At 54.7% G+C, this 26,987-nt stretch carries 30 protein-coding genes and 1 pseudogene; all 31 read right to left on the bottom strand.

The window, feature by feature from the left end; translation table 11 throughout:
- On the bottom strand, positions 1 to 1,314 hold the full coding sequence (gene secY / locus AC5FXY_RS01680; protein ID WP_493554897.1) for a preprotein translocase subunit SecY: 1,314 nt from the start codon (positions 1,312 to 1,314) through the stop codon (positions 1 to 3).
- 17 nt (positions 1,315 to 1,331) lie between these two features.
- Entirely contained in the window at positions 1,332 to 1,778 is a 447-nt protein-coding gene (gene rplO / locus AC5FXY_RS01685; RefSeq protein ID WP_493554898.1) for a 50S ribosomal protein L15, read from the bottom strand.
- Positions 1,779 to 1,791: 13 nt separating this feature from the next.
- Positions 1,792 to 1,971 (bottom strand): 50S ribosomal protein L30, encoded by a 180-nt coding sequence (gene rpmD, locus AC5FXY_RS01690; protein WP_493554899.1) that lies wholly within the window; start codon positions 1,969 to 1,971, stop codon positions 1,792 to 1,794.
- 6 nt (positions 1,972 to 1,977) lie between these two features.
- Positions 1,978 to 2,496, bottom strand: coding sequence for a 30S ribosomal protein S5 (gene rpsE, locus AC5FXY_RS01695; protein ID WP_493554900.1), 519 nt, complete (start codon positions 2,494 to 2,496; stop codon positions 1,978 to 1,980).
- Between the two features lie 6 nt (positions 2,497 to 2,502).
- Complete coding sequence (gene rplR, locus AC5FXY_RS01700; protein WP_493554901.1) at positions 2,503 to 2,850, bottom strand: 50S ribosomal protein L18; 348 nt, start codon at positions 2,848 to 2,850, stop codon at positions 2,503 to 2,505.
- Positions 2,851 to 2,859: 9 nt separating this feature from the next.
- Positions 2,860 to 3,414, bottom strand: coding sequence for a 50S ribosomal protein L6 (rplF, locus tag AC5FXY_RS01705; protein ID WP_493554902.1), 555 nt, complete (start codon positions 3,412 to 3,414; stop codon positions 2,860 to 2,862).
- Between the two features lie 29 nt (positions 3,415 to 3,443).
- Positions 3,444 to 3,842 (bottom strand): 30S ribosomal protein S8, encoded by a 399-nt coding sequence (rpsH, locus tag AC5FXY_RS01710; protein WP_460577166.1) that lies wholly within the window; start codon positions 3,840 to 3,842, stop codon positions 3,444 to 3,446.
- A gap of 712 nt (positions 3,843 to 4,554) precedes the next feature.
- Positions 4,555 to 4,824 (bottom strand): 30S ribosomal protein S14, encoded by a 270-nt coding sequence (rpsN, locus tag AC5FXY_RS01715; protein WP_119445994.1) that lies wholly within the window; start codon positions 4,822 to 4,824, stop codon positions 4,555 to 4,557.
- 8 nt (positions 4,825 to 4,832) lie between these two features.
- On the bottom strand, positions 4,833 to 5,381 hold the full coding sequence (gene rplE, locus AC5FXY_RS01720) for a 50S ribosomal protein L5 (protein ID WP_493554903.1): 549 nt from the start codon (positions 5,379 to 5,381) through the stop codon (positions 4,833 to 4,835).
- A gap of 14 nt (positions 5,382 to 5,395) precedes the next feature.
- Positions 5,396 to 5,662 carry a 50S ribosomal protein L24 gene (gene rplX / locus AC5FXY_RS01725; protein ID WP_119445992.1) on the bottom strand — a complete coding sequence of 89 codons (267 nt, stop codon included), beginning with the start codon at positions 5,660 to 5,662 and terminating at the stop codon, positions 5,396 to 5,398.
- A gap of 4 nt (positions 5,663 to 5,666) precedes the next feature.
- Complete coding sequence (gene rplN, locus AC5FXY_RS01730; RefSeq protein ID WP_045688459.1) at positions 5,667 to 6,035, bottom strand: 50S ribosomal protein L14; 369 nt, start codon at positions 6,033 to 6,035, stop codon at positions 5,667 to 5,669.
- Between the two features lies 1 nt (position 6,036).
- Entirely contained in the window at positions 6,037 to 6,327 is a 291-nt protein-coding gene (gene rpsQ, locus AC5FXY_RS01735; protein ID WP_493554904.1) for a 30S ribosomal protein S17, read from the bottom strand.
- Between the two features lie 18 nt (positions 6,328 to 6,345).
- Positions 6,346 to 6,546 carry a 50S ribosomal protein L29 gene (gene rpmC, locus AC5FXY_RS01740; RefSeq protein ID WP_493554905.1) on the bottom strand — a complete coding sequence of 67 codons (201 nt, stop codon included), beginning with the start codon at positions 6,544 to 6,546 and terminating at the stop codon, positions 6,346 to 6,348.
- A 5-nt stretch (positions 6,547 to 6,551) separates the two neighbouring features.
- The gene (gene rplP, locus AC5FXY_RS01745; RefSeq protein ID WP_078013190.1) at positions 6,552 to 6,974 is read right to left on the bottom strand and encodes a 50S ribosomal protein L16; all 423 of its coding nucleotides are present in this window, start codon (positions 6,972 to 6,974) and stop codon (positions 6,552 to 6,554) included.
- Between the two features lie 36 nt (positions 6,975 to 7,010).
- Entirely contained in the window at positions 7,011 to 7,916 is a 906-nt protein-coding gene (gene rpsC, locus AC5FXY_RS01750) for a 30S ribosomal protein S3 (protein ID WP_493554906.1), read from the bottom strand.
- Positions 7,917 to 8,080: 164 nt separating this feature from the next.
- A pseudogene (rplV, locus tag AC5FXY_RS01755) lies at positions 8,081 to 8,419 on the bottom strand (50S ribosomal protein L22); the annotation flags it as partial.
- Positions 8,420 to 8,422: 3 nt separating this feature from the next.
- Entirely contained in the window at positions 8,423 to 8,701 is a 279-nt protein-coding gene (gene rpsS, locus AC5FXY_RS01760) for a 30S ribosomal protein S19 (RefSeq protein ID WP_493554907.1), read from the bottom strand.
- The gene (gene rplB / locus AC5FXY_RS01765; RefSeq protein WP_493554908.1) at positions 8,701 to 9,528 is read right to left on the bottom strand and encodes a 50S ribosomal protein L2; all 828 of its coding nucleotides are present in this window, start codon (positions 9,526 to 9,528) and stop codon (positions 8,701 to 8,703) included. Before rplB ends, rpsS begins: the two co-directional genes overlap by 1 nt.
- 51 nt (positions 9,529 to 9,579) lie before the next feature.
- Positions 9,580 to 9,867 (bottom strand): 50S ribosomal protein L23, encoded by a 288-nt coding sequence (gene rplW / locus AC5FXY_RS01770; RefSeq protein ID WP_078013195.1) that lies wholly within the window; start codon positions 9,865 to 9,867, stop codon positions 9,580 to 9,582.
- Positions 9,867 to 10,505, bottom strand: a complete 639-nt coding sequence (rplD, locus tag AC5FXY_RS01775; protein ID WP_493554909.1) for a 50S ribosomal protein L4 — start codon at positions 10,503 to 10,505, stop codon at positions 9,867 to 9,869. The genes rplW and rplD overlap by 1 nt, the downstream gene beginning before the upstream one ends.
- 5 nt (positions 10,506 to 10,510) lie before the next feature.
- Entirely contained in the window at positions 10,511 to 11,131 is a 621-nt protein-coding gene (gene rplC, locus AC5FXY_RS01780; protein ID WP_493554910.1) for a 50S ribosomal protein L3, read from the bottom strand.
- Between the two features lie 264 nt (positions 11,132 to 11,395).
- Positions 11,396 to 12,703, bottom strand: coding sequence for an O-antigen ligase family protein (locus AC5FXY_RS01785; protein WP_493554911.1), 1,308 nt, complete (start codon positions 12,701 to 12,703; stop codon positions 11,396 to 11,398).
- A 184-nt stretch (positions 12,704 to 12,887) separates the two neighbouring features.
- Entirely contained in the window at positions 12,888 to 13,193 is a 306-nt protein-coding gene (gene rpsJ / locus AC5FXY_RS01790) for a 30S ribosomal protein S10 (RefSeq protein WP_059072165.1), read from the bottom strand.
- Between the two features lie 24 nt (positions 13,194 to 13,217).
- The gene (gene fusA, locus AC5FXY_RS01795; RefSeq protein ID WP_493554912.1) at positions 13,218 to 15,356 is read right to left on the bottom strand and encodes an elongation factor G; all 2,139 of its coding nucleotides are present in this window, start codon (positions 15,354 to 15,356) and stop codon (positions 13,218 to 13,220) included.
- Between the two features lie 98 nt (positions 15,357 to 15,454).
- Positions 15,455 to 15,922, bottom strand: coding sequence for a 30S ribosomal protein S7 (gene rpsG / locus AC5FXY_RS01800; protein ID WP_126691142.1), 468 nt, complete (start codon positions 15,920 to 15,922; stop codon positions 15,455 to 15,457).
- A 106-nt stretch (positions 15,923 to 16,028) separates the two neighbouring features.
- A complete protein-coding gene (gene rpsL / locus AC5FXY_RS01805) occupies positions 16,029 to 16,457 on the bottom strand; it encodes a 30S ribosomal protein S12 (RefSeq protein WP_078013202.1) in 429 nt (142 codons plus the stop codon).
- Positions 16,458 to 16,682: 225 nt separating this feature from the next.
- Positions 16,683 to 16,976 carry a hypothetical protein gene (locus AC5FXY_RS01810; protein ID WP_493554913.1) on the bottom strand — a complete coding sequence of 98 codons (294 nt, stop codon included), beginning with the start codon at positions 16,974 to 16,976 and terminating at the stop codon, positions 16,683 to 16,685.
- A 53-nt stretch (positions 16,977 to 17,029) separates the two neighbouring features.
- Positions 17,030 to 17,773, bottom strand: coding sequence for a class I SAM-dependent methyltransferase (locus AC5FXY_RS01815; RefSeq protein WP_493554914.1), 744 nt, complete (start codon positions 17,771 to 17,773; stop codon positions 17,030 to 17,032).
- A 69-nt stretch (positions 17,774 to 17,842) separates the two neighbouring features.
- Positions 17,843 to 18,172 carry a DUF3467 domain-containing protein gene (locus AC5FXY_RS01820; protein WP_493554915.1) on the bottom strand — a complete coding sequence of 110 codons (330 nt, stop codon included), beginning with the start codon at positions 18,170 to 18,172 and terminating at the stop codon, positions 17,843 to 17,845.
- A gap of 167 nt (positions 18,173 to 18,339) precedes the next feature.
- The gene (rpoC, locus tag AC5FXY_RS01825) at positions 18,340 to 22,686 is read right to left on the bottom strand and encodes a DNA-directed RNA polymerase subunit beta' (RefSeq protein WP_493554916.1); all 4,347 of its coding nucleotides are present in this window, start codon (positions 22,684 to 22,686) and stop codon (positions 18,340 to 18,342) included.
- Positions 22,687 to 23,058: 372 nt separating this feature from the next.
- Positions 23,059 to 26,943: a DNA-directed RNA polymerase subunit beta gene (rpoB, locus tag AC5FXY_RS01830; protein WP_493554917.1), complete on the bottom strand. Its 3,885-nt coding sequence runs from the start codon at positions 26,941 to 26,943 to the stop codon at positions 23,059 to 23,061.
- Positions 26,944 to 26,987: the final 44 nt, after the last annotated feature.

A 26,987-nucleotide genomic window follows, 5' to 3' on the forward strand; every position in this document is an offset into this window, starting at 1 on the left:
TTAGGAGGCCAGCGCAACGTTTTGCGTCCGACCTTTCAGCTTACCCGTTTTCATCATCCCATCGTAATGACGCATGAGCAGATAGCTTTCGATCTGGTTCATGGTGTCTAGCACCACACCCACCATAATGATGAGCGAGGTACCTCCATAAAATGCTGAAAACGGACGGGTAATCCCAAACAACAACGCAATGGCAGGAAAGATTGCAATCAGTGCCAAAGCTATTGCGCCAGGCAGAGTGATGTGAGTCAGTACTTCGTCAATGTATTCCGAAGTAGCATCCCCAGGTTTCACTCCTGGAACAAAACCACCACTGCGTTTCAAATCGTCCGCAATCTGCTTTGGATTGACGCTAATGGCTGTGTAGAAGTACGTGAACAAAATGATCAGTACTGCAAACATCAGGTTATACTGCCAAGACGTGTAGTCCGAAAACTTCTGCCCGATGTAATTTGCAGTGTCACTGTCTTGCCATGCTGAAGCTGCAATAGCCGGCACGAACATCAGAGACTGAGCAAAGATGATCGGCATAACCCCAGCAGCATTAACCTTCAACGGAATGAACTGCCGTTGAGAATTGAGCTGGCTCACACCTCCGACCTGCTTAGCGTACTGTACCGGAATCCGGCGAACAGCTTGGGTCAGGATGATTACTCCCATTACGACAAAGAACAGTACCGCAATTTCAATCAAGAAGATCAATGAACCACGCATGCCTTTGGCAGCGGCTTCACCGATAATAGCTCCAGGGAAACGTGATACAATCCCAATCATAATGAGCATGGAAATACCATTGCCAATGCCCTTATCAGTAATCTTCTCCCCTAGCCACATGCAAAATAGCGTGCCAGCTGTGAGGATAATCATCGTTGAAATCGTGAAGAACATGCCCGGATTAATGAGCGCGTCCTGGTTGATTGTCGCGATAAATCCCACCGATTGAGCCATCACAATTGGGATGGTCAGGAAGCGGGTATACTGATTGATCTTCTTACGTCCCGATTCGCCTTCCTTCTGCAGCTTCTGAAAATACGGCACTGCGATAGTGAGCAGTTGCAGTACGATAGAAGCGGAGATGTAGGGCATGATGCCCAAAGCGAATATGGAGGCGTTGCTGAACGCACCGCCCAGCAACGTATCCAGGATACCGAAGATGCCGCCGGCCTTGTCGTCGAGACGATTTGGATCGACGCCCGGCAGCACAACGAAAGAACCTAGCCGGTAAATGGCGATGAAAAAAAGCGTATTGAGAATCCGCGTACGCAGATCCTCAATCGCAAAAATGTTCTTAATCGTCGTGATAAACTTGTTCATCGCCGGCGTGCTTTGACTTACAGGGTCACTGCTTTGCCACCTGCCTTCTCAATGGCTTCGATAGCCGACTGAGAGAAAGCGTGGGCGTGTACTTCCAGCGCAGCGGTCAGTTCGCCACGGCCGAGAACTTTGATCTTGGCATTTTTAGATACCAGACCGTTCGTGATGAAGTAGGCAGCATCCATCGTGGTAGCCTGAGACTTTTCGTTCAGGCCCTGGAGTACATCAAGGTTAATAGCCTTGTACTCCACACGGTTGATGTTTTTGAAGCCGAACTTCGGCACGCGGCGCTGCAGGGGCATCTGGCCACCTTCAAAGCCAATTTTCTTGGAGAAGCCCGAACGCGACTTGGCACCCTTGTGGCCACGGGTTGACGTGCCGCCACGAGTAGAGCCTTCACCACGGCCCAGACGCTTGTTGTTGCGTACCGAGCCTTCAGCGGGCTTAAGATTGCTGAGATTCATGATCGAGGTGATTCTACAGTTCGGTTACTTCTATCAGGTGGCCAACTTTGGCTACCATGCCGGCAATGCCTGCGGTGTTTTCCACCTCGCGCACTGCACCGATTTTGGTCAGGCCGAGGGCCTTCATCGTGCGCTTCTGCCGCTCGGGGCGGTCGATTACGCTGCGCACCTGTTTGATTTGGATCCGTGCCATCGTCGCTTAGCCGTTAAATACTTTGGCGAGAGAGATGCCGCGTTGCTGAGCAACTTGCATCGGGTCGCGCATCTTGTTCAAGGCGTCGAAGGTAGCCTTCACCACGTTGTGGGGGTTCGACGAACCTTTCGACTTAGCCAGTACGTCCTTAATGCCGGCGCTTTCAAACACAGCACGCATGGCACCACCAGCAATTACGCCGGTACCGGCAGCAGCTGGCTGTACCAGCACAAAGCCACCAGAGTATTTGCCTTCCATTACGTGAGGAACGGTGTGCTTGTACAGCGGCACCTTCACCAGGTTCTTTTTAGCATCATCAATGGCTTTAGCAATTGCATCGGTTACTTCGTTGGCTTTGCCAAGACCATAACCAACGGTGCCGTTGCCGTCACCTACTACCACAATGGCCGAGAAGCTGAAGCGACGACCACCTTTTACCACCTTCGCTACGCGGTTGATGGCAACTACTTTTTCCTTCAGGTCAGACTCTGCGGTCTTAGCCGTGGGTTTATTTTGCTCGCGCATAGCTGCTTAGAAATTGAGGCCGCCTTCGCGGGCACCTTCTGCCAATGATTTTACACGACCGTGGTAGAGGTAACCCGAGCGGTCAAACACCACTTGCGTGATGCCAGCAGCCGTCGCACGCGAGGCCAGCTCTTTACCCACAGCAGCAGCCGTGGCTACCGGCGAATCACCGGCCGTTACGTTCTTCGACGAAGCCGAAACCAGCGTGCGGCCAGCCGTGTCGTCGATAATCTGGGCGTAAATGCCCTTGTTGCTGCGGAACACCGACAGGCGGGGGCGCTCAGTAGTACCCGATACTTTCGTACGGATGTGGCGCTTGATCCGGAGTCTTCTCTCTGTTTTATTGAAAGCCATGATGCTCGGTTATTTCGAGGCAGTCTTACCAGCCTTACGACGAATCTGCTCACCAACGAAGCGTACACCTTTGCCTTTGTAAGGCTCGACTTTGCGCAACGAACGAATCTTAGCAGCCACTTGGCCGATCAGTTCCTTATCGATGCTAGTCAAGGTGATGATCGGGTTCTTACCTTTTTCCGTAACGGCCGTAGCGGTTACTTCTTTCGGCAGCGCCAGGAAGATGTTGTGCGAGTAGCCCAAAGCAAGCTCCAGCGTTGAGCCGGTAGCGGTAGCTTTGAAACCTACACCCACCAGCTCCAACTGATGCGAGTACCCGGTGCTTACGCCCGTTACCATGTTGTTGAGCAGCGAACGGTAGAGGCCGTGCATGGCCTTGTGGCGCTTTTGCTCGGTAGGACGTTCTACGACTACGGTGTTGTCTTCGGTGCGTACCGTAATGTCGCGGTCGACAGCGGTTTTCAGCTCCCCTTTCGGGCCCTTAACCGTGATTGTGTTGTCGTTATCAACCGATACCTGCACGCCCGAGGGCAGGCTGATCGGGAGTTTACCAATGCGGGACATATTGTCGGGGTTTTCTGCTTATTGCTCGCTTAGTACACGTAGCACAGCACCTCGCCGCCTACGTTCTGGGTGCGGGCTTCCTTCTCCGTCATTACCCCTTTCGAAGTCGACAGGATAGCAATACCCAGACCGCTCAACACGCGCGGCAGGTTTTCTACGTGGGCGTACGTACGCAAGCCCGGGGTGCTGATCCGCTCGAGTTTCACGATGGCGGGCTTCTTCGTTACCGGGTGGTACTTCAGCGCGATTTTGATCGTGCCTTGTACTGCCGAGTCATCAAAACGGTAGCTCTGAATGTACCCTTTCTCGTAGAGCACTTTCGTGATTTCCTTTTTGATTTTGTTGGCCGGAATCTCAACTACCCGGTGGTTGGCCTTGATGGCGTTGCGTACCCGGGTCAGGTAGTCGGCAATCGGATCTGTGTTCATTTGGATGTTTAGAAGGGCATCCCGTTTTAGGGGAACCGCAAAGGTAGGAAAATTTCGCAGCCATAGTCTATACCTATGACGGCGAAATCCTCGGTTAAGACTACTTGGCATCCACAGCGTTTCCGCCGCAGCCAATGGTTTCTTGTGGCAACCTGCCAAATGGTGTGGAGCGTCCTCCACGGCCCTAGAGCATTATGGGGTGCAAAGATACGTAAAGGCTTAACACAAAAGCAATAGACGTAAGTGCTTAATTGGTAAAAAGTTCGATGTACATTCTTACGTTGTTATCCCTTCAATCACCATACAACACGATGATTCCATCTGGTTGATCTGAGGGTATTCGGACCTTAATGTCGATTAGCCGTTGCGCCGGATAACCTAGCGTCCACGCAAGTTTTATCAGATTTTCCCACTGATTTATATAAAGCCGGGCTTTACCATAAGGATCAATAGGAACACCACATTGTTGGCCGAATTGGAATCGCAAGGCATCAAGTGCGTTATCTATTTCCAAACTACCGATCCAAGTCTCCACTTGAGCTGCACTCCAATATATATCCAGTGACATAACGGCTTACACATTAGTAGGAGTGCAAGTTGCAGACTACTTGACAACCTATGATAGCTCGTGCGTAAAAGAAAACAGCTCAGCCAAAACCCCCGAGAGAGTTTCAGCTGAGCTGTTTTGCTGAGCATCGCTTGCGGTAGCGGACTACCAGCTAGCTTTCGTTACGCCGGGGATTTTACCAGCCGAAGCCATTTCTCGGAACGTTACGCGGCTGATGCCAAACTTGCGCATGTAACCACGCGGACGGCCGGTCAGTTTGCAACGGTTGTGCAGACGTACGGGCGAAGCGTTACGGGGCAGCTTGTCGAGACCTTCGTAGTCACCGGCAGCTTTCAGCGCCTTACGCTTTTCAGCGAAACGAGCCACCATTGCCTCGCGCTTCCGCTCTCTTGCTTTGATTGATTCCTTTGCCATGGGTCAAATTACTTCTTAGCGTTGGCAAACGGCATCCCGAAGGCGCGGAGCAATTCATAGCTCTGCTCATCGTTCTCGGCCGTCGTCACGAAGGTGATATCCATGCCGGAGATTTCCTTGATTTTGTCAATGGAGATTTCCGGGAAGATGATTTGTTCTTTGATGCCGAGCGTGTAGTTGCCACGGCCGTCGAAGCCCTTGTCGCTGATGCCCTTGAAGTCGCGTACGCGGGGCAGAGCAACGGTCAGGAGGCGGTCGAGGAATTCGTACATCTGCTCACCGCGCAGGGTAACGCGGGCGCCGATCGGCATGCCTTCGCGCAGCTTGAAGTTCGAAACCGAACGCTTGGCGATGGTTGGAACAGCTTTCTGACCGGTGATGGTCGTCAGCTCATCCACACCGTTGTCAACAAGCTTCTTGTCGGCTACAGCCTTACCAATACCGCGGTTAATGCAGATTTTGGTAATGCGCGGCACCTGCATGGTGCTCTTGAACTGGAACTTCTCCTGCAGCTGCTGGCGAATCTCCTTGTTGTAAATTTCTTTCAGTCGAGCCATTGTCGGGGACTTGATTAAGCGTTAGCCGAGCTAACAAGCTTGACATTGCTGACGTGAATCGGCGACTCGATCTTGGTGATGCCACCCTGCGGGTTTTTCGCGCTGGGCTTGTTGTGCTTGGTCACCAGGTTCAGGCCTTCGATGATGACGCGCTGCGTCTGGCGGTTCACCGATTTGATGACGCCAGTCTTGCCGCGCTCGTCACCGGCGATTACCTGGACGGTATCACCGGTTTTCACGTGCAGCTTCGCGGGCTTTGCTTCTTTGGTTTTCAGTGCCATTAGCTTAGAGAACTTCAGGAGCCAGCGAAACGATCTTCATGAACTGCTTTTCGCGCAGTTCACGGGCCACCGGGCCGAAGATACGCGTGCCGCGAGGCTCGTCGTTGTTATTGAGCAACACGGCGGCGTTGTCGTCGAAGCGGATGTACGAGCCGTCTTTGCGACGTATCTCCTTCTTCGTGCGAACCACCACAGCTTTTGATACGGCACCCTTCTTGGCATTGCCCGAAGGGATGGCCGACTTGATAGCTACGACAATTTTGTCGCCTACCGAAGCGTACTTTTTGCCAGTGCCACCGAGGACACGGATGCAGAGCACTTCTTTGGCGCCGCTGTTGTCGGCTACCGTCAGACGGGATTCTTGCTGGATCATCTTACTTGGCTCGCTCTACGATTTCTACCAAACGCCACCGCTTGCGCTTGCTCAGCGGGCGGGTTTCCATGATGCGCACCGTATCGCCTTCGCCGCACTCGTTGTTCTCGTCGTGAGCAACAAACTTAGTGGACTTGGTTACGAACTTGCCGTAAATCGGGTGCTTCATTTTGCTCTCGACCACAACGGTGATGGTTTTATCCATCTTGTTGCTCGTTACGCGGCCGATACGCTCTTTGCGCAGGTTACGCTCTACTGTAGCGCCGCCCTGCTGTTCTGCGTTGTTTTCCATTACTGTTCAGCGGGTGGACTACGAGTTTTGCTCCTGCTCGCGACGCTTCAGCTCGGTGAGCAGGCGGGCGATGTTCCGACGACCGGTTTTGATGCGGGTCGGGTTTTCGAGCGGGGAAATAGCATGAGCGAAACGCAGGGTTTGCGCGTTCGACTGCTCCTTGTTGATTTGCTCTTTCAGATCCTCGATCGAAAGGGCGCGGATTTCAGCGTTTTTCATGTTGCTTATGCCTCAACGAAGTCACGACGAACAACAAACTTGGTGCGCACCGGCAGCTTCTGGGCGGCCAAACGCAGCGACTCCTGCGCAAGTTCCAGCGAAACCCCATCCGATTCAAACAGGATGGTGCCGGGCTTCACGATGGCTACCCAATATTCGGGCGAGCCTTTGCCTTTACCCATACGTACCTCAGCAGGCTTTTTCGTAATGGGCTTGTCTGGGAAGATGCGGATCCACACTTGACCTTCACGCTTCATAGCGCGGGTCATGGCGATACGAGCGGCTTCGATCTGACGCGCGGTGATCCAAGCGGCCTCCAACGACTTGATGCCAAATGAACCGAAGTCCAGCGAGCTGCCACGGTAGGCCAGGCCGTTTACGCGGCCCTTCTGCATCTTCCGATACTTGGTTCTTTTCGGTTGTAACATGTTCTAGTTCTCGAAAAAGAATGGAAGGAAGAAGGACTAGCGACGCGGGCCACGGTTTGCACCGCCGCCTTGACCGCCACGATTGCCGCCACCCTGGCCGCCGCGATTACCGCCGCCTTGGCCACCGCCAAAGCCACCACGGTTGTCGCCGCCACCACGCGGGCCACGGTCGTTACCACCACGGCCACCACGGTCACCGCCACGACCACCACGGTCGCCACGCTCACCACGGTCACCACGCGGACCACGGTCACCGCGGTCGTTGCCACCTTGGCCTTGCTGCTGGCTCAGCAGTTGGTTGGGCGACAGGTCGGGCTTGCCGAACACTTCACCGCGCATGATCCACACCTTGATGCCGATTTTGCCATACACCGTCTGAGCCTCAGACAAAGCGTAGTCGATATCAGCGCGGAGGGTGTGCAGCGGGGTGCGGCCTTCCTTATACTGTTCTGAACGGGCAATTTCAGCACCACCGAGGCGGCCGCCGCACTGCACCTTGATGCCTTCAGCGCCCACACGGAGTGCGCCCTGAATAGCTTGCTTCATCGCACGGCGGAACGAGATACGAGCCTGCAACTGCTGAGCGATGCTTTCGCCTACCAGTTTGGCGTCGAGTTCCGGACGCTTGATTTCGAAGATGTTGATTTGAACGTCTTTGCTGGTCAGACGCTTCAATTCATCCTTAATCTTATCAACTTCCTGACCGCCTTTGCCGATTACTACACCCGGACGAGCCGTGTTGATGGTGATAGTAATACGCTTCAGGGTACGCTCGATGATGATCTTCGAGATGCCGCCCTTCGGGATGCGTGCCAGGATGTATTTGCGGATCTTTTCGTCCTCTACCAGTTTGTCGGCGAAATCTTTGCCGCCGTACCAGTTAGAGTCCCAGCCTTTAACGATACCCAGGCGGAGGCCAACCGGATTAACTTTCTGTCCCATGGTTATTATTCGGTGGCGTCAGCCGCGTTTTGGGTGTCAGCTTTCTTGGTCGAACGACGGGTGGTCTTCTTCGAAGCTTCTTCAGCAGCCGGAGCGGCGTCGGTAGCTACGGCTTGCTGCTGGGCAGCTTGCTTCAGACCAGCACGGCTACCGATGGCTTCCACCTTCGAGTCGATGATGATCGTCACGTGGTTGCTGCGCTTGCGGATGCGGTGGCCACGGCCCTGGGGGGCGGGGCGCAGACGCTTCAGCTGGCGGCCTTCATCCACGAAAATCTCTTTGATGTAGAGGTTGGCGTCTTCGATGCGCTCGTCCTCGTTCTTCTGCTGCCAGTTGGCCAGAGCCGACAGGAGCAGTTTCTCGATACGCTCGGCACCCGAATTGGCCTCGAACTTCAACAAGCCCAAGGCACGGGTAACGCTCTTCCCGCGTACTAGGCCGGCCACGAGGCGCATCTTGCGCGGCGAGGTCGGTACGTTACGGAGTTTGGCTACTGCTTCCATGTCTTAGCGCTTGCCTTTGTCTTTCTTGGCGATGTGACCACGGAAGTTGCGAGTCGGCGCGAATTCGCCAAGCTTATGCCCTACCATGTTCTCGGTCACATACACCGGGATGAACTTATTGCCGTTGTGCACGGCGAAGGTATGCCCTACGAAGTCCGGCGAAATCATCGAGCGGCGCGACCAAGTCTTCACCACCGATTTCTTATTGGACTCCTCCATCACCTGCACCTTCCGCTCCAGGCGGAAGTCGATGTACGGGCCTTTTTTAAGCGAACGTGCCATTACTTCTTGCCTTTACGCGAAACGATGAGTTGCTCAGAGTACTTGTTCTTGTTGCGGGTCTTAGCACCTTTCGCGAGCAGACCTTTGCGGCTGCGCGGGTGACCACCGCTCGAGCGGCCTTCACCACCACCCATTGGGTGATCTACAGGGTTCATGGCCACACCACGTACACGCGGACGGTAACCCAACCAACGGTGACGACCGGCTTTGCCAAGGCGCACGTTCATGTGGTCAGCGTTCGAAACCGTACCAACCGTAGCCATGCAGGTAACCAGTACCATGCGCATTTCGCCGGAAGGCAGTTTAAGCGTCGCGTATTTTTCTTCGCGGGCTACCAACTGAGCGTAAGTACCAGCCGAACGGGCCAGAACGGCACCGCCACCGGGCATCAGCTCGATGTTGTGAACGATCGTACCCAGCGGCATTTCGCGCAGAGGAAGAGCATTACCTACTTCCGGAGCGGCGCCAGGGCCAGCTACTACGGTAGCGCCTACTTGCAGGCCAGCCGGGGCGATGATGTAAGCCTTCTCGCCGTCAGCGTAGCTGATCAGGGCGATGCGAGCCGTACGATTAGGATCGTATTCTATCTCCTTCACGGTAGCAGGCACCGAGTGCTTGCTGCGCTTAAAGTCGATTACACGATACTTCTGCTTGTGACCACCACCGATGTAACGGTTGGTCATTTTTCCGGAATCATTCCGGCCACCGGTTTTTTTGAGGGGTGCCAACAGCGACTTCTCCGGCGTCGACGTCGTAATCTCGTCGAAGGCCGGGGCGATGCGGAAGCGCTGACCCGGTGATGTTGGTCTTAGTTTTTTGAGTGCCATTTTATAGCGAAAATGCTCTAGCGAGGGGCCTCGGTCAAAAAATCAGTCGGCTTAGATGCCGCTGTAGAAGTCGATTACTTCGCCTTCCTTTACCGTTACGATAGCCTTCTTGCTGGAAGCACGACGGCCGGTAACTGCTCCGGTCTTGGTGAAGCGCGACTTGAGTTTGCCCTGGCTGCGGATGGTGCTAATGCCCACCACGGTCACACCGTAGAGCTTCTCGATTTCTTTTTTGATTTCAACCTTGTTAGCGGTGCGCTCAACTTCGAAGGCATATTGGCCTTTTTCGTTTAGCGACGTGGCTTTCTCGGTCACGATGGGCTTCTTGATGATGCTCATTACTCAGCGGCCGTATAAAGTTGGGTGAGCGTCTCCAGACCAGCTTCCGACAGCAACAGCGTGTCCGTGTTCAGCAGGTCGTGGGTGTTCAGGGCCGTAGGAACGGCAACCTTTATCTTTTGCAGGTTGCGAGCCGACAGAACAACGTTTTTATCAACTGAACCGGTTACCAGCAGGGTCTTTTTGCCAGTGTTCAGGTTCAAGCCGCTCAGGATGTTCAGGAAGTCTTTCGTCTTGGGGCCCTCCAGTGAGAAGTTCTCAACCAGAGCCAGACGGTTTTCGCGAGCAAGTACCGACAGGGCCGACAGACGGGCCAACTGCTTGGTTTTCTTGTTCACCTTGAAGCCGTAGTCACGGGGCTTGGGACCGAATACGCGGCCACCACCAATAAACACCGGCGACTTCATCGAACCAGCACGAGCACCACCGGTGCCCTTCTGCTTCTTCAGTTTCTTGGTCGTGCGGGCGATTTCAGCGCGCTCCTTCGACTTGTGCGTGCCTTGGCGCTGGTTGGCCAAGTACAGCTTCACGTCGAGGTACATGGCGTGCTCATTCGGCTCCAGCCCGAAGATTGCGTCAGACAGCGTAACCTTACGGCCGGTGTCTTCGCCTTTGATCGTCAATACAGAGAGTTCCATCGCGCCTATTTCTCCAGAATCACGTAACCGTTTTTAGCACCGGGTACCGAGCCGCTTACCAGGATCAGGTTGTGCTCGTTCATCACGCGCATAACTTTCAGGTTCTGGATTTTCACACGGTCACCGCCCATGCGGCCAGCCATACGCATGCCCTTAAACACGCGCGAGGGCCACGAGCAGGCGCCGATCGAACCAGGGTGACGGCCACGGTTGTGCTGGCCGTGAGTCTGGCCGCCAACACCGGCGAAATTGTGGCGTTTTACAACGCCTTGGAAGCCCTTGCCTTTCGAGGTACCTACTACATCTACGAAGTCACCTTCGGCGAAGTAGTCAGCCTTTACTTCGGCGCCGAGCGAGTAGGAGGCTACGTCGTCGGTGCGGAATTCCACGAGTTTCTTACGGGGGGTAACTCCCGCCTTAGCGAAATGGCCAGCCAACGGTTTGTTGGTGTTCTTGGCCTTCTTCTCGCCGTACCCGAGCTGAACAGCAGTGTAGCCGTCGGTCTCGAGCGTTTTCACCTGCGTCACTACGCACGGACCAGCTTGGATGAGCGTGCAAGGCACGTTCCGACCGTCCGCAGTGAAGAGGCTTGTCATACCGATTTTTTTACCGATAATGCCAGGCATTCGAATGGGGTTTAAGAAAAGACACAGTGAAAACGCCCGAACAGCGTTTTCGGAAACGGAGTGCAAAGCTACAAGATTATTAAGATAATATTACTACTGACTTTGAAATATTTTCATAGACCAGCATATTGCCTTACTCCTATGAGTCAGCGTGTTTGCTCTTTTTAGCGATGCGCTGCTGCACTCATCAGTTCATCTTCTACTTAGAAATGGCCAATAATTTGCTGCTCCTTGTATAGGTCCGCTTATTAGTGGAAGAAATAGCTACGCGGGACGCCATTCGGGCCCTTTCCTTACCCCTTGCTCCTCTTTAGTTTCCTCCATACTACTTAAGGGCAGCAGCAGATAAAAAAGAGAGAAGATCAAGCCTGTCTGTGATTCTAAGGTGTATTCGGCCAAGAAGGAGGTAGTAACAATGACGTATTGGGCGACCAACAGAGGTGCTCGTCGGTATCTCGCCCACCACAAGGGATAATAAAAGCCTGTTACAAACAAGGCAGTTCCCAAGGCACCAAAGGCCACTAAGTAGTAGAGGAATTGATTATGCGGCTTGATGTGGTGTTCCTCGTTAATCTGAGGAAAGAGTCGCCGGTAATAACCTGAAATTTCCGGCTGCAAGTCACCTTTACCAACCCCAATAAGCGGGTGGTCGCGCAATACATGCAAGGCGACTTGGTAGGAATAGACCCGGCCAACAAGTGAATAATTGTTGGCTGACCTCGTTTGCTCTACCCTGCCCGCATCTTCACGGGTGTTGTGATACTTGTTCTGATATGTTGGCAGCAGAAAATAACTAAGAAAAGGCAGGACAATTAGTATTGTCACTACACCAGCAGCCTTATTCCATAGCTTTCTACGGATTAGATAGAAGATGGCAACTACTCCCAATAAGTTGAAGGCTAGCAAACCGCTCCGCACTGCTAATAGGTGTAGAAAGCCTGCTAAGAAGATAGTGGATACCAACACGACCAAGCGGCGCCACCCGCGTAGCATTTCGCGGTTCAACAATACAGCTCCCACTGCTACTGCCAAAGCAACCAGTAGACTGAATCGAATATGATCCGGCACTGTTGGCATTACCTTAGAATGGATATAAAGCTGATCGATCCGCTCATTATTAAGCAAATAGAAAAACGTACTTCCCACTGCCGATAATGTCGTAAGTCCCAGCAGCAGTTTATAAAGCCGCCCTAAGGTCGGCACTGGTAGCGGCGGTAGAATCCAGAAGGCCAGCGGTAAGATTAGAAAAGCTGACTGCAGTGTTAGGTCCCGTACAAACTCCTTAGCATTGTCAGAGCTAGTATTCAGACCAGCCAGCAGATGCATCAGAAAAATAGCACCAAAGCCAGCGTACACGGGCCACTTACGTAGCTGAGCTATTTGCCTGAAGCCAGCAAGATAGGCTAGAGCAGAAAGTAGAAGGCAGCCTTGACCTATACTGGATAGTATTCGAAAAAACGGGATAGTATACAGCCCCGTCACAATCATTCCACAACTAATTCCCGCAGCAAGTTGGATGCGAGGCACGGTTAGCCATGGGAAACGAGAAGAAACGGAAGCGGAAATATTCACAGACGTAAAGCACAGGCCCACAGCTGCACGTGCAGGCGCAACGCAAGATACCTATTTCGTCCCAGCCTCTTTCAAGGCATCTTTCTGTAAAACCTAGAATTGCGTTTCAGCGCTGGGAAATGAGTAGCAAATAAAAAACCCCGCTAGCGGATACTAGCGGGGTTTTTCGGATGAGCAAGATTACTCAGACTTTAATTTCGACGTCAACGCCGCTCGGCAGTTCGAGCTTCATCAGGGCGTCTACCGTCTTCGACGAAGTCGAGTAGATGTCCACGAGACGCTTGTAGGTGCAGAGCTGGAATTGCTCACGCGACTTCTTGTTCACGTGGGGCGAACGGAGCACGGTGAACTTTTCTTTTTCCGTCGGCAAAGGAATCGGGCCGCTTACGATAGCACCCGTTGCTTTCACCGCCTTCACGATCTTCTCCGACGACTTGTCGACGAGATTATGATCGTAAGACTTCAGTTTGATACGAATTTTCTGGTTCATGATGTCAGCTTGTGAAAGCAAGTATTACTTACCGCCTTTTACTTTGGCGATGATGCCCTCGGCGAGGTTCTGCGGCACCTGCTCGTAGTGCGAGAAGGTCAGCGAAGCCGAAGCGCGGCCCGAAGAGATGGTACGCAGGTCGGTTACGTAGCCGAACAGTTCCGATAGCGGAACGTCAGCTTTGATAACCTGAGCACCAGCTTTCGTGTCCATACCCTTCATGATGCCACGACGACGGTTCAGGTCACCCGTTACCGGGCCCGTGTACTCGTCCGGCGACACTACCTCAACAGCCATGATGGGCTCGAGCAGCTTCGGAGCGCAGCGCGGAGCAGCTTCCTTGTAGCCGAGGCGGGCAGCCATTTCGAACGACAGGGCGTCCGAGTCCACATCGTGGTACGAACCGTGGTAGATCTTCACGCGCATCGAGTCCAGCGGGAAGCCAGCAAGTACGCCGCTCTTCATAGCTTCTTCGAAGCCCTTCTGGATCGGAGCGATGAATTCCTTCGGGATAACGCCACCGGTGATACCGTTGACGAACTCCAGACCCGGCTTTTCCGGCTCGGTTTCTTTCGGACCAAGTTCGAATTCGATGTGAGCGAATTTACCACGACCACCCGTCTGCTTTTTGTAGACTTCGCGGTGTTCGATTTTCTTGGTAATCATCTCCTTGTACGCAACCTGCGGAGCACCCTGGTTGATTTCAACCTTAAACTCGCGACGCATACGGTCGATGATAATTTCCAAGTGAAGCTCACCCATACCACGCAGTACCGTCTGGCCAGTTTCCTGGTCCGTGAATACCGTCAGGGTGGGGTCTTCTTCTACGAGTTTGGCAATAGCCATACCCATCTTGTCTACGTCGGCCTGGGTCTTAGGCTCAATAGCGTAGCCAATTACAGGCTCGGGGAACGACATCGACTCGAGAACGAGACGGTCTTTCTCTTCCGTCAGCGTGTCACCGGTCTTAATGTCTTTGAAACCAACGCCAGCAGCAATGTCACCAGCTTGGATTTTGTCGATGGGGTTCTGCTTGTTGGAGTGCATCTGCATCAGACGCGAGATGCGCTCCTTCTTGCCCGTACGGTTGTTGAACACATACGAACCCGACTCGAGCTGACCCGAGTAGCAGCGGAAGAAGCACAGACGGCCCACGAAGGGGTCGGTGGCAATCTTAAACGCCAGAGCAGTAAAGGGCTCGTCGTTGTCGGGGTGACGCTCTACTTCCTCGCCAGTGTCGGGGTTGGTACCGATAATGGCAGGCATGTCGAGCGGCGAAGGCAGGTAGGCCATTACGCCGTCCAGCATCGACTGTACACCCTTGTTTTTGAAGGCTGAGCCGCACATTACGGGCGAGAACTTCATGTCGATAACCGCTTGGCGGATTACCGTCATCATTTCCTCGCGGGTGATGCTGTCCGGATCTTCAAAGAATTTCTCCAGCAGAGCGTCGTCGTATTCGGCTACGCTTTCTACCAGCTTCTGACGCCACTCGGCTACGGTGTCCACCAGATCCTCGGGAACCGGGATTTCGTGGTACGACTTGCCCTGGGTAGCATCATCCCATACGATGGCTTTACCGGTCAGCAAGTCGACAACACCTTTGAAGGTATCCTCAGCGCCGATGGGGATTTGCAGCGGCACGGGGTTAGCGCCCAGCTTGTCCTTGATTTCGGTTACGGCCTTGAAGAAGTCAGCACCAGCGCGGTCCATCTTGTTGACGAAGCAGATGCGCGGCACTTTGTATTTGTCGGCTTGACGCCATACGGTTTCCGACTGTGGCTCTACGCCCGATACAGCGCAGAACAGAGCAACGGCACCATCAAGCACACGCAGCGAACGTTCAACTTCTACGGTGAAGTCAACGTGGCCGGGGGTGTCGATCAAGTTAATCTTGTACTGCTTGGTGTCCGGAGTCGGGTCACCTTGCTCGTTGGTCGGGTAGTTCCAGAACGTGGTGGTAGCGGCCGAGGTGATGGTGATACCACGCTCCTGCTCCTGCTCCATCCAGTCCATCGTGGCTGCACCTTCGTGCACTTCCCCGATTTTGTGGGTCTTACCCGTGTAGTAGAGAATGCGCTCCGACGTCGTGGTCTTACCGGCGTCGATGTGCGCCATAATCCCAATGTTGCGGAGGTACTTCAGGTTTTCGTTAACAGCCATTTCAGTGTGGGGCTTAGGAACTTGGGGACCTAGGGTCTTGGTCAGATGCTAGAACAAAAAACCAAGACCTAAAGTCCCCAAGCTTCTAATTTCCTTAATTAGAATCGGAAGTGCGAGAAAGCCTTGTTGGCTTCGGCCATCCGGTGGGTATCGTCCTTCTTCTTGACGGCAGCACCTTCACCTTTGGCGGCGGCGATAATCTCGCCAGCCAGCTTGTCCTTCATGGTCTTCTCACCGCGACGACGCGAGTACTGAATCAGCCACTTCGAGCCAACGGCGATGCGACGGTCGGGACGAACTTCAGTCGGCACCTGGAAGGTAGCACCACCTACACGGCGGCTTTTCACTTCCACGGTCGGCATCACGTTGTTAAGGGCTTTGCGCCACTGCTCAAGGCCGTTCTCTTTGGTGCGGGCTTCTACCTGCTCCAGGGCATCGTAAAAAATGCCGTACGCCAGGCTCTTCTTGCCGTCGTACATCAGGTAGTTTACGAAACGGGTTACCAGCGTCTCGCCGAACTTGGGGTCCGGCAGCAGAATGCGCTTCTTTGGTTTTGCTTTTCTCATGATATATGAGGAGTCTTGGGGACTGGGGTTACTGGCGACCTAGCTTCACACGCCATTGGGCGCATTACTCAGACCCGTGGCCGTCGTTCAGGCCCCAAATACCTGATTACTTTTTCTTACCTGCGGGTTTGCCGCCTTTGCCAGCTGCTGCAGCCGGTTGGCCGGGCTTCGGACGCTTGGCACCGTACTTCGAACGACGCTGCAGACGGCCGTTTACACCAGCGGTATCAAGAGCACCACGGATAATGTGGTAACGCACGCCGGGAAGGTCTTTCACACGACCGCCGCGGATCAGCACGATGCTGTGCTCCTGGAGGTTGTGGCCTTCGCCCGGAATGTAGGCGTTAACCTCTTTGCCGTTGGTCAGGCGTACGCGCGCTACTTTACGCATAGCCGAGTTCGGCTTCTTGGGCGTAGTGGTGTACACGCGAGTGCACACACCACGGCGCTGCGGGCACGAATCGAGGGCAGGCGACTTGGATTTCGTCGTCAGCTTCTCGCGGCCTTTGCGCACTAATTGGTTGATGGTTGGCATCTAATGAACGTTTTGTCCGGGAGGGTCTTCTCCCAAAAAATTAGGCTTGCAAAGGTAGAGACTCTGATTTACAATAGCAAACGGGTGTTATAACTTAACACGAAGAAGCCTGTCAGCTCTGTATCAGCAGCTTTGCTTGAGTGCGAGTTGAACATCCTGAAGAATGCAGAAAGCCCGCACTGGCATGTGCGGGCTTTTTCATGTCCAATGAGGGGCGTAGAAATCCTAGTCGGCTGCTTGTAGCGTCACCGGCCCTAAGTCAGCACAACGACTGAGTACATAGCCGAGCACCTCCAAACTAATACGGCTGCGGCTGTAGTCACAGAGGTAGAGGCCGTACTCGGCGCGTTGTAGTTCTACATCGGGCATACCGGTTAGATTATTAGAACCACGGTATTCACACCGGCCCAGTTCGTCGCATTGGTCGAAATGCGGAGCCTTAGCAAGGATGCTCTTCGCCTGCTCAATAGTCAGTGTACAGACAATGCGGTATTCGTAGCCCATTTCAATCAGACACATACACGCATTTGGTAAACGCCTATACTAACTTAGCCAAGTTGTAGCAAAGTTTACTACTTACTGATTCGCCCTGCTCGTAAGAAGATTGGGAAAGACACTCCGCGCTGCTGCTCACCCCACATTTCCCGCAGCGGCTGTTCAATTAGCTTAAGCGGCTCCTCCCCTACTTGCTGTTGGTAGCGCTGCACGCTGCTCCACGTCTGCAAATAACGCAGAAACCGTTCAGCATCCCAATGCTGCCGCTCCTCGAAGCGGCGCTGCTGCACTTCGGCAAAGGGAAATGGAATGCGCGCAAACTCATCATCAATGTGCCGGCGGTTTTCATCCCAGTAAGGCCCGACTACATCAGTGTAGAAGTGCTGGATGAGTGAGTTTAGCTGCTTATTGACTTTCACTAGGCCGTAACCCCACTCCGCGTTGGTAGCGCTGGGCTTCGCTACCCGTTGAGCTTCGCAGTGAAAAGCTTCGGCATCGAACCAGTGCAGCGCTTGCGCTACGGTGATGAGGTCGAAAGTATTGTCAGCAAAAGGCGTTTGCTCGGCAGGACTGATGTGGTATGTGACATTTGGCCGTTTCGCCGCGTGTGCCAGTTGCTTTTCGCTGATGTCGGTAGCTTCTACGCGGTGGAAGTACGGTGCCAAATCAGCGGCTACTTGCCCATTGCCGGTGCCGCAGTCCCAAGCGGCTTCTCGGTTCGGAGTAATGGAAAGCAGGAACTCGTACAGCTTGGCTGGGTAAGTGATGCGGAACTGCGCGTACTGTGCGGCGTGGCCGGAGAAGCGGTCGAGTGCTGACATAGGCCCAAAATAGCAAGAGCCGCGTGGAATAACGCGGCTCTTGAGCTAATCAGCTTTGAGGATAAAGGCTTAGGCCTCTCCCATCGTGCCACCGAAGTTCATCGGAAAACTCGGCATATCGCCTTGGGTTTTCACCGGGCCAAAGCTGCGCTCGTACCGCTCGATATTATCCGATAGCGCGGACAGCAGCCGCTTGGCGTGCTCAGGCGTGATGACAATGCGGGCTTTCACCTTCGCCTTTGGCAAGCCGGGCATCAGGCGAATAAAGTCGATGACGAACTCGCTGCTCGAATGGGCAATCATCGCCAGGTTGGCGTACTCGCCTTCGGCTATTTCTTCAGACAGCTCAATGTTGATCTGCTGTTCTTCGGGTGTGGGTGCGGAAGGAGGTTGATTCATGGACGTAGAACGAGTTGTCAACTCGCGTGTTGTTCTGAAAAAAATCGTTGAAGTCGCGCGAAATGCAGACTGTAAGTTCTTGCTACGCGCGGTCACCCTAAAAGTAGCCATAAAAAGAAAAGCCCACCGGAATTGCTTCCGGTGGGCTTCCTTATTAACTCAGCCAATTACTCGGCCGATACTTCACGTTTGCTGCGGCTGGCGCGGGCAGGACGCGCTTCCGTGGCGGCTGGAGCGGCTGGTACCGGTTCCGGATCCTCCGTCGAGCCGACTTGGATGCGCGTGTACTCGCGCAGACCGGTACCGGCCGGGATGAGGTGCCCCACGATAACGTTTTCCTTCAGACCGAGCAGTTCGTCGGCTTTGCCACGGATGGCAGCCTCCGACAGCACCTTCGTAGTCTCCTGGAACGAAGCAGCCGAGATGAACGACTGCGTACCTAGCGAGGCTTGCGTGATGCCCTGCAGCGTCGGACGCGAAACGGCTGGCGAAGCGTCGCGCACTTCCACCAGTTTCAGGTCGCGGCGGCGCAGCGAGGAGTTCTCGTCACGTAGCTTACGAGCCGTCACGATCTGACCGCGCTTGAGCACCGTCGAGTCGCCTTCGTCCGTCACCACCTTCATGTCGATGATGGAGTCGTTTTCTTCCATGAACGTAATCTTGTCCACGGTCTGATTCTCCAAGAACGACGTGTCGCCAGGCTCCATGATAACCACCTTCTGCATCATCTGGCGAACAACCACCTCGATGTGCTTATCGTTGATTTTCACACCCTGCAAGCGGTATACTTCCTGAATCTCGTTCACGAGGTACTCCTGCACGGCGCCTGGGCCCTGAATGTTCAGGATGTCGGTCGGCGTGATGGCACCATCCGACAGCGGCGCACCGGCGCGGATAAAGTCGTTGTCCTGCACCAGAATGTGCTTCGACAGCGGCACCATGTACTTCTTGCGTACGCCGTCTTTCGACTCGACGAAGATTTCACGGTTACCACGCTTCACCGTACCGTAGGTTACCACACCATCGATTTCCGATACCACCGCCGGGTTCGACGGGTTACGGGCTTCGAACAGCTCAGTAACGCGGGGCAGACCACCCGTGATGTCGCGGGTCTTGCCCACGGCGCGCGGAATCTTAGCCAGAATGTGACCAGCCTTGATCTTCTCGCCGTTTTCTACGCTGATGTGCGAGCCTACGGGGATGTTGTAAGCCTTCTGCGTCTCGTCGCCACCCTTCTTGCCGGCTTTCACTACGATAGCCGGAGCGAGGGTTTTGTCCTTCGATTCGATAACCACCTTCTCGCGGTAACCGGTCTGTTCGTCCGACTCCTCACGGTACGTGACACCTTCTTTGATGCCTTCGTAGGCGATGGTACCGTCGAACTCGGCCAGAATTACGGCGTTGTAGGGGTCCCAGTTATTGAGTTCCTGACCCTTTTCAACTTCCTGCCCTTCTTCCACGAGCAGGAACGAGCCGTATGGTACGTGGTTCGAGATATACACCTTGCCGGTGCCCTTCTCCACGATCCGCACTTCACCCGAACGACCCATTACCACTTTCACCGGTTCGCCTTCTGCATTCACCGAATCCACGGTGCGCACGTCTTCGAACTCGATTACACCGGCAAATTTGGCGCGGATGCTAGCTTCTACGGCAATGTTCGAGGCCGTACCACCCACGTGGAAGGTACGCAACGTCAGCTGGGTGCCGGGCTCACCGATGGACTGCGCAGCAATTACGCCGACAGCCTCACCTTTCTGCACCATGCGGCCCGTCGACAGGTTACGACCGTAGCAACGGGCGCAGATACCACGCTTCGATTCGCAGGTCAGTACCGAGCGGATTTCTACCGATTCGATAGCGGTCTGGTCGATGCGACGCGTCACCTCTTCCGTGATTTCGTCGCCGGCGGTCAGGATAACCTCGTCCGTCAGCGGATCCACGATGTCGTGCACAGCTACGCGACCTAGGATACGCTCGGCCAGCGGCTCCACCACGTCCTCGTTGTCCTTCAGGGCGAAGGTCTCGATGCCGCGCAGGGTACCGCAGTCGTTCTCGTTTACGATAACGTCCTGCGACACGTCTACCAGACGGCGGGTCAGGTAACCGGCGTCAGCCGTCTTCAAGGCGGTGTCGGCCAAGCCCTTACGGGCACCGTGCGTCGAGATGAAGTACTCGATAACGTCCAGACCTTCTTTAAAGTTGGACAGGATCGGGTTTTCAATAATCTCGCCTACCGAACCCTGCAGCGACTTCTGCGGCTTGGCCATCAGACCACGCATACCGCCGAGCTGACGAATCTGCTCGCGCGAGCCACGGGCTCCGGAGTGCATCATCATGTAGATCGAGTTGAAGCCCTGATTTTCGCGCTCGAGGCGGTACATCAGCGTCTCCGTAATCTGGTTGTTGATGCGCGTCCAGATGTCGATAACCTGGTTGTAACGCTCGTTGTCGGTAATCAGACCCATCTGGTAGTTCTGGGTTACCGCCTTCACGTCGTTCTGCGCCTGGGCAATCAGCTCGTCCTTCTCTTTCGGAATCTGGATGTCGCCCAGACCCATCGACAAACCACCTTTGTAAGCCGACTGGAAACCCAGCGTCTTGATGTCGTCGAGGAACTGTGCCGTGCGGGCCATACCCGTACGCTTGAACACCGTTGAGATGATCTGCTGCAGCTTTTTCTTAGTCAGCAGTTCGTCTACGAAGCCAACTTCCTCCGGCACGTGCAGGTTGAAGAGCACGCGGCCAGCCACGGTCTCAATCACCTTGGTGACGAGGTTGTCGTTTTCGTCGCGGACTTTCGTACGCACCTTGATGTAGGCGTGCTTGGAAAGCTGACCTTCGTTGAGGGCAATAACCACTTCCTCCGCCGAGTAGAACATGCGGCCTTCGCCTTGCACGACTTCCTCTTCGGTGGTGCGCTTGCCTTTAGTCACGTAGTACAAGCCCAGAACCATGTCCTGCGACGGTACCGCAATCGGAGCGCCGTTGGCCGGGTTCAGGATGTTGTGCGAAGCCAGCATGAGCATCGAGGCTTCCAGTACGGCGGCCGGTCCGAGCGGAACGTGCACGGCCATCTGGTCACCGTCAAAGTCAGCGTTGAAGGCGGTACACACCAGCGGGTGCAGCTGGATAGCCTTGCCCTCGATAAGGCGCGGCTGGAACGCCTGAATGCCCAAGCGGTGCAGCGTAGGCGCGCGGTTCAGCAGTACCGGGTGACCCTTAAGTACGTTCTCGAGGATGTCCCATACCACGGCGTCCTTGCGGTCTACGATCTTCTTAGCCGACTTAACCGTTTTTACGATGCCACGCTCGATGAGCTTGCGGATAATAAACGGCTTGAACAGCTCGGCTGCCATATTCTTGGGCAGACCGCACTCGTGCAGCTTCAACTCAGGACCTACCACGATAACCGAACGGCCCGAGTAGTCGACACGCTTACCGAGTAGGTTCTGACGGAAGCGGCCCTGCTTGCCTTTCAGCATATCGGACAGTGACTTCAGGGCACGGTTGCCTTCGGCACGCACGGCATTCACCTTACGCGAGTTGTCAAACAACGAGTCTACGGCTTCCTGCAGCATGCGCTTCTCGTTACGCAGAATCACTTCCGGCGCCTTGATTTCGATCAGGCGCTTCAAGCGGTTGTTGCGGATGATAACGCGACGATACAGGTCGTTCAAGTCGGAGGTAGCGAATCGACCACCATCCAGAGGTACGAGGGGGCGCAGTTCCGGCGGAATTACCGGCACCATGCGGATAACCATCCACTCGGGACGGTTCTCCACGCGGCCGTTGGCTTCGCGGAACGCTTCTACCACGCGCAGACGCTTCAACGCCTCAGCCTTACGCTGCTGCGAAGTTTCGTGGGCGGCAGAGTCACGCAGCGAGTAGCTCAGCTCGTCTAGGTTCAGGCGCTCGAGCAGCATGTACAGCGCGTCGGCGCCCATCTTGGCGATGAACTTCTGCGGGTCCTCGTTGGGCAGCATCTGGTTCTCGCGGGGGAGCTTGTCGATGATGTCCAGGTATTCGTCTTCCGTCAGGAAGTCGAGCTGCTGTACGCCGTCCGTTTCCAGCAAGCCCGGCTGCACCACTACGTAACGCTCGTAGTAGATGATCTGATCGAGCTTCTTGGTGGGCAGGCCCAGCAGGTAACCAATTTTGTTGGGAAGGGACTTGAAGTACCAGATGTGTGCAACGGGCACCACCAGTTCGATGTGGCCCATCCGCTCACGGCGCACTTTCTTCTCAGTTACCTCCACGCCGCAACGGTCGCAGATGATGCCTTTGTAGCGAATGCGCTTGTACTTGCCGCAGTGGCACTCCCAGTCTTTTACTGGTCCGAAGATCCGCTCGCAGAACAAGCCGCCCATTTCGGGCTTGTACGTGCGGTAGTTGATCGTCTCGGGCTTCACCACTTCCCCGTTCGAGCGCTCCAGAATGGCTTCTGGAGAGGCGAGCGAGATGGTGACTTTCGAGAAGTCTTGAACCAGCTTTTTCGTTTTTGCAAACGCCATGTTGCTTGTGTTTAAGCTTTAGCTTGTTGCTGTTTACTGCTCTGACTCTGGCATCTTACCCTAGGGTATCACCGCAGAAGTTCATAACAGCTCGACTCACGTAAAAGTGCTCTGCGGGTCGGATAGGTACGCCACGCAGTAGATTTTGACGGGTCTGGGTCGAAGCCTCGTCGGCTTCACTCGACCAGCTCGTTGATGACTCCTCTGCCTATTGGCGTTGTCCTGACCATATCTCGGAACAACGGCTGAAGAGCATGTCGCAAAGCCGCTCGTACTTATCTCCGTTTGGCTGATGAGTAAGCCAAGTGTCGGATGCACGAAATGGTTGCCGATGCCCGAAGGCACCGACAACCATTTCTATTGCAGCATTACTTAGTCCAGCGTGATTTCCAGGGCCAGACCACGCAGCTCGTGAATGAGTACGTTGAATGACTCCGGGATATTCGGCTTGGGCAACACGTCGCCCTTCACGATGGCTTCGTAGGCTTTGGCACGGCCAATCACGTCGTCCGACTTCACCGTCAGGATTTCTTGCAGGATGTTCGAAGCGCCGAAGGCCTCCAGTGCCCACACTTCCATCTCACCGAAGCGCTGACCACCGAACTGTGCCTTACCACCCAGCGGCTGCTGCGTGATGAGTGAGTACGGACCGATCGAACGGGCGTGCATCTTGTCGTCGACAAGGTGACCGAGCTTCAGCATGTAGATAACACCTACGGTTACCGGCTGGTCGAAACGGTCACCCGTCAGACCATCGTGCAGGTAAGCGCGGCCCCAATCCGGCAAGCCGGCTTCGGTCAGTTCACGAGCTACCTCTTCTTCGGTACCACCGTCGAAGATCGGCGTCGAGTACTTGCGGCCCAGCTTGAGGCCGGCCCAGCCCAGTACGGTCTCGTAAATCTGGCCGATGTTCATACGGCTCGGTACACCCAGCGGGTTGAGCACGATGTCCATCGGGGTGCCGTCGGGCAGGAAGGGCATGTCCTCATCGCGCACGATGCGGGCTACTACACCTTTGTTACCGTGGCGGCCGGCCATCTTGTCACCCACCTTCAGCTTACGCTTCTTGGCGATGTACACTTTAGCCAATTGCACGATACCTGCCGGAAGTTCGTCACCTACTTCTAGGGTAAACCGGTCACGCTTGAAGCGGGCCGTTACGATGTTGCGACGCTTGGTGTAATTCTTCACCAGCTCGGCTACCATCGCGTTGGTACGCTCATCAGCAGTCCAGCTCTCCAAGATGAGGTCCTTAAACAGGTTTACCTCTTCCGGCACGGCGTAGTTGCTTTCGTCCTTATAGGGGTTTTTCTCGGGGAAGAGGGCATCAGTGATGTTCTTCTTGCCGAATTTAGCCCCTTTGGCCAGCAGTTCGTCGCCAAACTTGTGCTTGATGCCTTGCGAGGTCTTACCCTCCAGCAGCTGCACCAGCTTGTCAACCATTACTGCTTTCACGCCACGCAGCTCAGCGGCGTAGCGGTCCTTTAGCTCTTCTACTTCGCGTTTAGACTTAGCGCGTAGGTTTTTATCTTTCTTCGGCCGTGAGAACAGCTTGGTCTCGATAACCACTCCGTTCAGTGAGGGTGGCGCCTTAAGCGAGGCATCCTTCACGTCGCCAGCCTTGTCACCGAAGATGGCACGCAGCAGCTTCTCTTCCGGGGTCGGGTCGGTCTCGCCCTTCGGCGTGATCTTTCCGATCAGGATGTCGCCTTCGCGTACTTCAGCACCAATGCGGATGATACCGTTTTCGTCGAGGTTGCGGACAGCTTCTTCGCTTACGTTCGGAATTTCCGAGGTCAGCTCTTCTTCGCCGCGCTTGGTCTCGCGCACTTCCAGCTCAAACTCTTCGATGTGAATCGAAGTGAAGATGTCGTCGCGAACTACTTTCTCCGAAATGACGATGGCGTCCTCGAAGTTGTAACCCTGCCACGGCATGAAGGCCACTTGCATGTTACGACCCAGAGCCAGTTCACCAGCTTCGGTAGCATAGCCTTCGCACAACGGCTGACCTTTGATTACCCGCTCCCCTTTCTTAACGATGGGGCTCAGGTTCAAACAGGTGTCCTGGTTCGTGCGACGGAACTTGATCAGCTCATAGGTTACACGCTCAGCGTCGAAGCTTACGAGGACCTCTTCCGGCGACAGATCATACTTTACAATGATCTTGTTAGCGTCAACGTAGTCGATGACACCATCACCTTCAGCTACAACAAGAGCACGCGAGTCAATAGCTACGCGGCCTTCAAGGCCGGTACCTACAATCGGCGCCTGCGGCTTGAGCAGCGGTACTGCCTGACGCTGCATGTTCGAGCCCATCAGTGCACGGTTGGCGTCATCGTGCTCCAAGAACGGAATCATCGAGGCAGCCACCGATACGATTTGGTTCGGCGCAACGTCCATATAGGTATACTCCGCTGGCTCTACTACCGGGAAGTCACCTTCGAAACGACCCTTCACACGCTCCGACAGGAAATTACCATTGTCATCGATACGGGCGTTGGCCTGCGCGATGTGGTGGGTGTCTTCCTCCTCAGCGGTGAGGTACTTTACGTTCGAGCTGATGTCCACCTTGCCGCTCTCTACCGTGCGGTAGGGCGTCTCGATGAAGCCCATCGAGTTCACACGGGCGTGCACGCACAGCGACGAAATCAGACCGATGTTCGGTCCTTCCGGCGTTTCGATGGTGCAAAGGCGGCCGTAGTGCGTATAGTGTACGTCGCGTACTTCGAAACCAGCCCGCTCACGCGACAGACCTCCCGGACCCAGTGCCGATACGCGACGCTTGTGTGTCACTTCGGCCAGCGGGTTCGTCTGGTCCATGAACTGCGAGAGCTGGTTGGTACCGAAGAACGAGTTGATCACCGACGACAGCGTACGTGCGTTGATCAGGTCAACGGGCTTGAAGTCCTCGTTGTCACGCACGTTCATGCGCTCCTTGATAGTACGTGCCATACGAGCCAGACCTACGCCAAACTGAGCGTACAGCTGCTCACCCACGGTGCGCACCCGACGGTTCGACAAGTGGTCAATGTCGTCGACGATGGCCTTCGAGTTGATCAGACCTATCAGATACTTCACGATGAGCACGATGTCCTCGTTCGTGAGTACACGAGCGTCCCAACCCGTGTCGATGCCCAGCTTCTTGTTGATACGGTAACGGCCTACGTCACCGAGGTCGTAACGCTTATCCGAGAAGAACAGCTTCTGGATGATGTCACGGGCGGTTTCTTCGTCCGGCGCTTCCGTGTTACGGAGCTGACGGTAAATCTGCTCTACAGCTTCCTTCTCCGAGTTGGAGTTGTCCTTCTGGAGGGTGTTGTAGATGATAGCGAAGTCGGCGATGTTGACGTTTTCGCGGTGCAGGATGATGGACTTCACGCCCGAATCCACGATGGTGTCAATATCAATGTCCTCCACCGTCGAGTCGCGCTCCAGGAGCACCTCGTTGCGGTCGATGGACACTACCTCACCGGTGTCTTCGTCCACGAAGTCTTCCGTCCAGGTGCGCAGCACGCGGGCGGCCAGCTTGCGGCCAACTACTTTCTTGAGGGTTTTCTTATCAGCTTTCACCTCTTCCGACAGCCCGAACAGGTCGAGGATGTCTTTGTCGGTGCCGTAACCGATGGCGCGAAGCAGCGTCGTAACCGGGAATTTCTTCTTACGGTCGATGTACGCGTACATCACGTTGTTCACGTCCGTGGCAAATTCAATCCACGAACCTTTGAACGGAATGATACGAGCCGAGTACAGCTTCGTACCGTTGGTGTGCTTGCTCTGGGCGAAGAATACGCCCGGCGAGCGGTGCAGCTGCGATACGATAACGCGCTCAGCACCGTTGATGACGAACGAGCCCTTCTCCGTCATGTAAGGAATGTTCCCAAGGAACACTTCTTGCTCGATGGTTTCGAAATCCTCGTTGTCCTCGTCGTTGCAGAGCAGGCGAAGCTTGGCTTTCAGCGGAACCGAGTAAGTCAGGCCGCGGTCGATACACTCGTCCACGGAGTACTTCGGCGGATCGACGTGGTAGTCGATAAACTCCAACACGAAGTTTTCGCGAGAGTCCGAAATGGGGAAGTTCTCGGCAAACACCTTGAACAAACCCTCATTCGAACGGTTTTCAGCAGCCGTTTCCAACTGGAAGAAGTCCCGGAACGACTGCAACTGCACGTCCAGAAAATCCGGATACTCGATAACCTTCTTAATCTTGGCGAAATTGATCCGCTCCTCGGCCGTAGCCTTTGCTTTGGGTGTAGCCAATGTGTTAAGAATTAAAATGACACTGGGAGGATGGAATCTTCAAA

It is taken from the genome of Hymenobacter sp. FMD4 (genome assembly GCF_058932745.1).

Excerpts from the sequence above, each read along its gene's own strand:
- secY (WP_493554897.1), bottom strand. The coding sequence starts at position 1,314 with ATGAACAAGTTTATCACGACGATTAAGAACATTTTTGCGATTGAGGAT.
- rpsQ (WP_493554904.1), bottom strand. The coding sequence starts at position 6,327 with ATGGAAAACAACGCAGAACAGCAGGGCGGCGCTACAGTAGAGCGTAAC.
- rplC (WP_493554910.1), bottom strand. The coding sequence starts at position 11,131 with ATGCCTGGCATTATCGGTAAAAAAATCGGTATGACAAGCCTCTTCACT.
- AC5FXY_RS01820 (WP_493554915.1), bottom strand. The coding sequence starts at position 18,172 with ATGAATCAACCTCCTTCCGCACCCACACCCGAAGAACAGCAGATCAAC.
- rpmC (WP_493554905.1), bottom strand. The coding sequence starts at position 6,546 with ATGAAAAACGCTGAAATCCGCGCCCTTTCGATCGAGGATCTGAAAGAG.
- rplP (WP_078013190.1), bottom strand. The coding sequence starts at position 6,974 with ATGTTACAACCGAAAAGAACCAAGTATCGGAAGATGCAGAAGGGCCGC.
- rpsL (WP_078013202.1), bottom strand. The coding sequence starts at position 16,457 with ATGCCAACCATCAACCAATTAGTGCGCAAAGGCCGCGAGAAGCTGACG.
- rplR (WP_493554901.1), bottom strand. The coding sequence starts at position 2,850 with ATGGCTTTCAATAAAACAGAGAGAAGACTCCGGATCAAGCGCCACATC.
- rplW (WP_078013195.1), bottom strand. The coding sequence starts at position 9,867 with ATGAGCATCATCAAGAAGCCCATCGTGACCGAGAAAGCCACGTCGCTA.
- rplO (WP_493554898.1), bottom strand. The coding sequence starts at position 1,778 with ATGAATCTCAGCAATCTTAAGCCCGCTGAAGGCTCGGTACGCAACAAC.
- rpsN (WP_119445994.1), bottom strand. The coding sequence starts at position 4,824 with ATGGCAAAGGAATCAATCAAAGCAAGAGAGCGGAAGCGCGAGGCAATG.
- rplD (WP_493554909.1), bottom strand. The coding sequence starts at position 10,505 with ATGGAACTCTCTGTATTGACGATCAAAGGCGAAGACACCGGCCGTAAG.
- rpsG (WP_126691142.1), bottom strand. The coding sequence starts at position 15,922 with ATGAGAAAAGCAAAACCAAAGAAGCGCATTCTGCTGCCGGACCCCAAG.
- AC5FXY_RS01810 (WP_493554913.1), bottom strand. The coding sequence starts at position 16,976 with ATGTGTCTGATTGAAATGGGCTACGAATACCGCATTGTCTGTACACTG.
- rpoC (WP_493554916.1), bottom strand. The coding sequence starts at position 22,686 with ATGGCGTTTGCAAAAACGAAAAAGCTGGTTCAAGACTTCTCGAAAGTC.
- rplE (WP_493554903.1), bottom strand. The coding sequence starts at position 5,381 with ATGGCTCGACTGAAAGAAATTTACAACAAGGAGATTCGCCAGCAGCTG.
- rplB (WP_493554908.1), bottom strand. The coding sequence starts at position 9,528 with ATGGCACTCAAAAAACTAAGACCAACATCACCGGGTCAGCGCTTCCGC.
- rplF (WP_493554902.1), bottom strand. The coding sequence starts at position 3,414 with ATGTCCCGCATTGGTAAACTCCCGATCAGCCTGCCCTCGGGCGTGCAG.
- rpsE (WP_493554900.1), bottom strand. The coding sequence starts at position 2,496 with ATGCGCGAGCAAAATAAACCCACGGCTAAGACCGCAGAGTCTGACCTG.
- rpsH (WP_460577166.1), bottom strand. The coding sequence starts at position 3,842 with ATGAACACAGATCCGATTGCCGACTACCTGACCCGGGTACGCAACGCC.
- rpmD (WP_493554899.1), bottom strand. The coding sequence starts at position 1,971 with ATGGCACGGATCCAAATCAAACAGGTGCGCAGCGTAATCGACCGCCCC.
- rpsS (WP_493554907.1), bottom strand. The coding sequence starts at position 8,701 with ATGGCACGTTCGCTTAAAAAAGGCCCGTACATCGACTTCCGCCTGGAG.
- AC5FXY_RS01815 (WP_493554914.1), bottom strand. The coding sequence starts at position 17,773 with ATGTCAGCACTCGACCGCTTCTCCGGCCACGCCGCACAGTACGCGCAG.
- rpsJ (WP_059072165.1), bottom strand. The coding sequence starts at position 13,193 with ATGAACCAGAAAATTCGTATCAAACTGAAGTCTTACGATCATAATCTC.
- rplN (WP_045688459.1), bottom strand. The coding sequence starts at position 6,035 with ATGATCCAGCAAGAATCCCGTCTGACGGTAGCCGACAACAGCGGCGCC.
- rplX (WP_119445992.1), bottom strand. The coding sequence starts at position 5,662 with ATGGCACTGAAAACCAAAGAAGCAAAGCCCGCGAAGCTGCACGTGAAA.
- fusA (WP_493554912.1), bottom strand. The coding sequence starts at position 15,356 with ATGGCTGTTAACGAAAACCTGAAGTACCTCCGCAACATTGGGATTATG.
- rpsC (WP_493554906.1), bottom strand. The coding sequence starts at position 7,916 with ATGGGACAGAAAGTTAATCCGGTTGGCCTCCGCCTGGGTATCGTTAAA.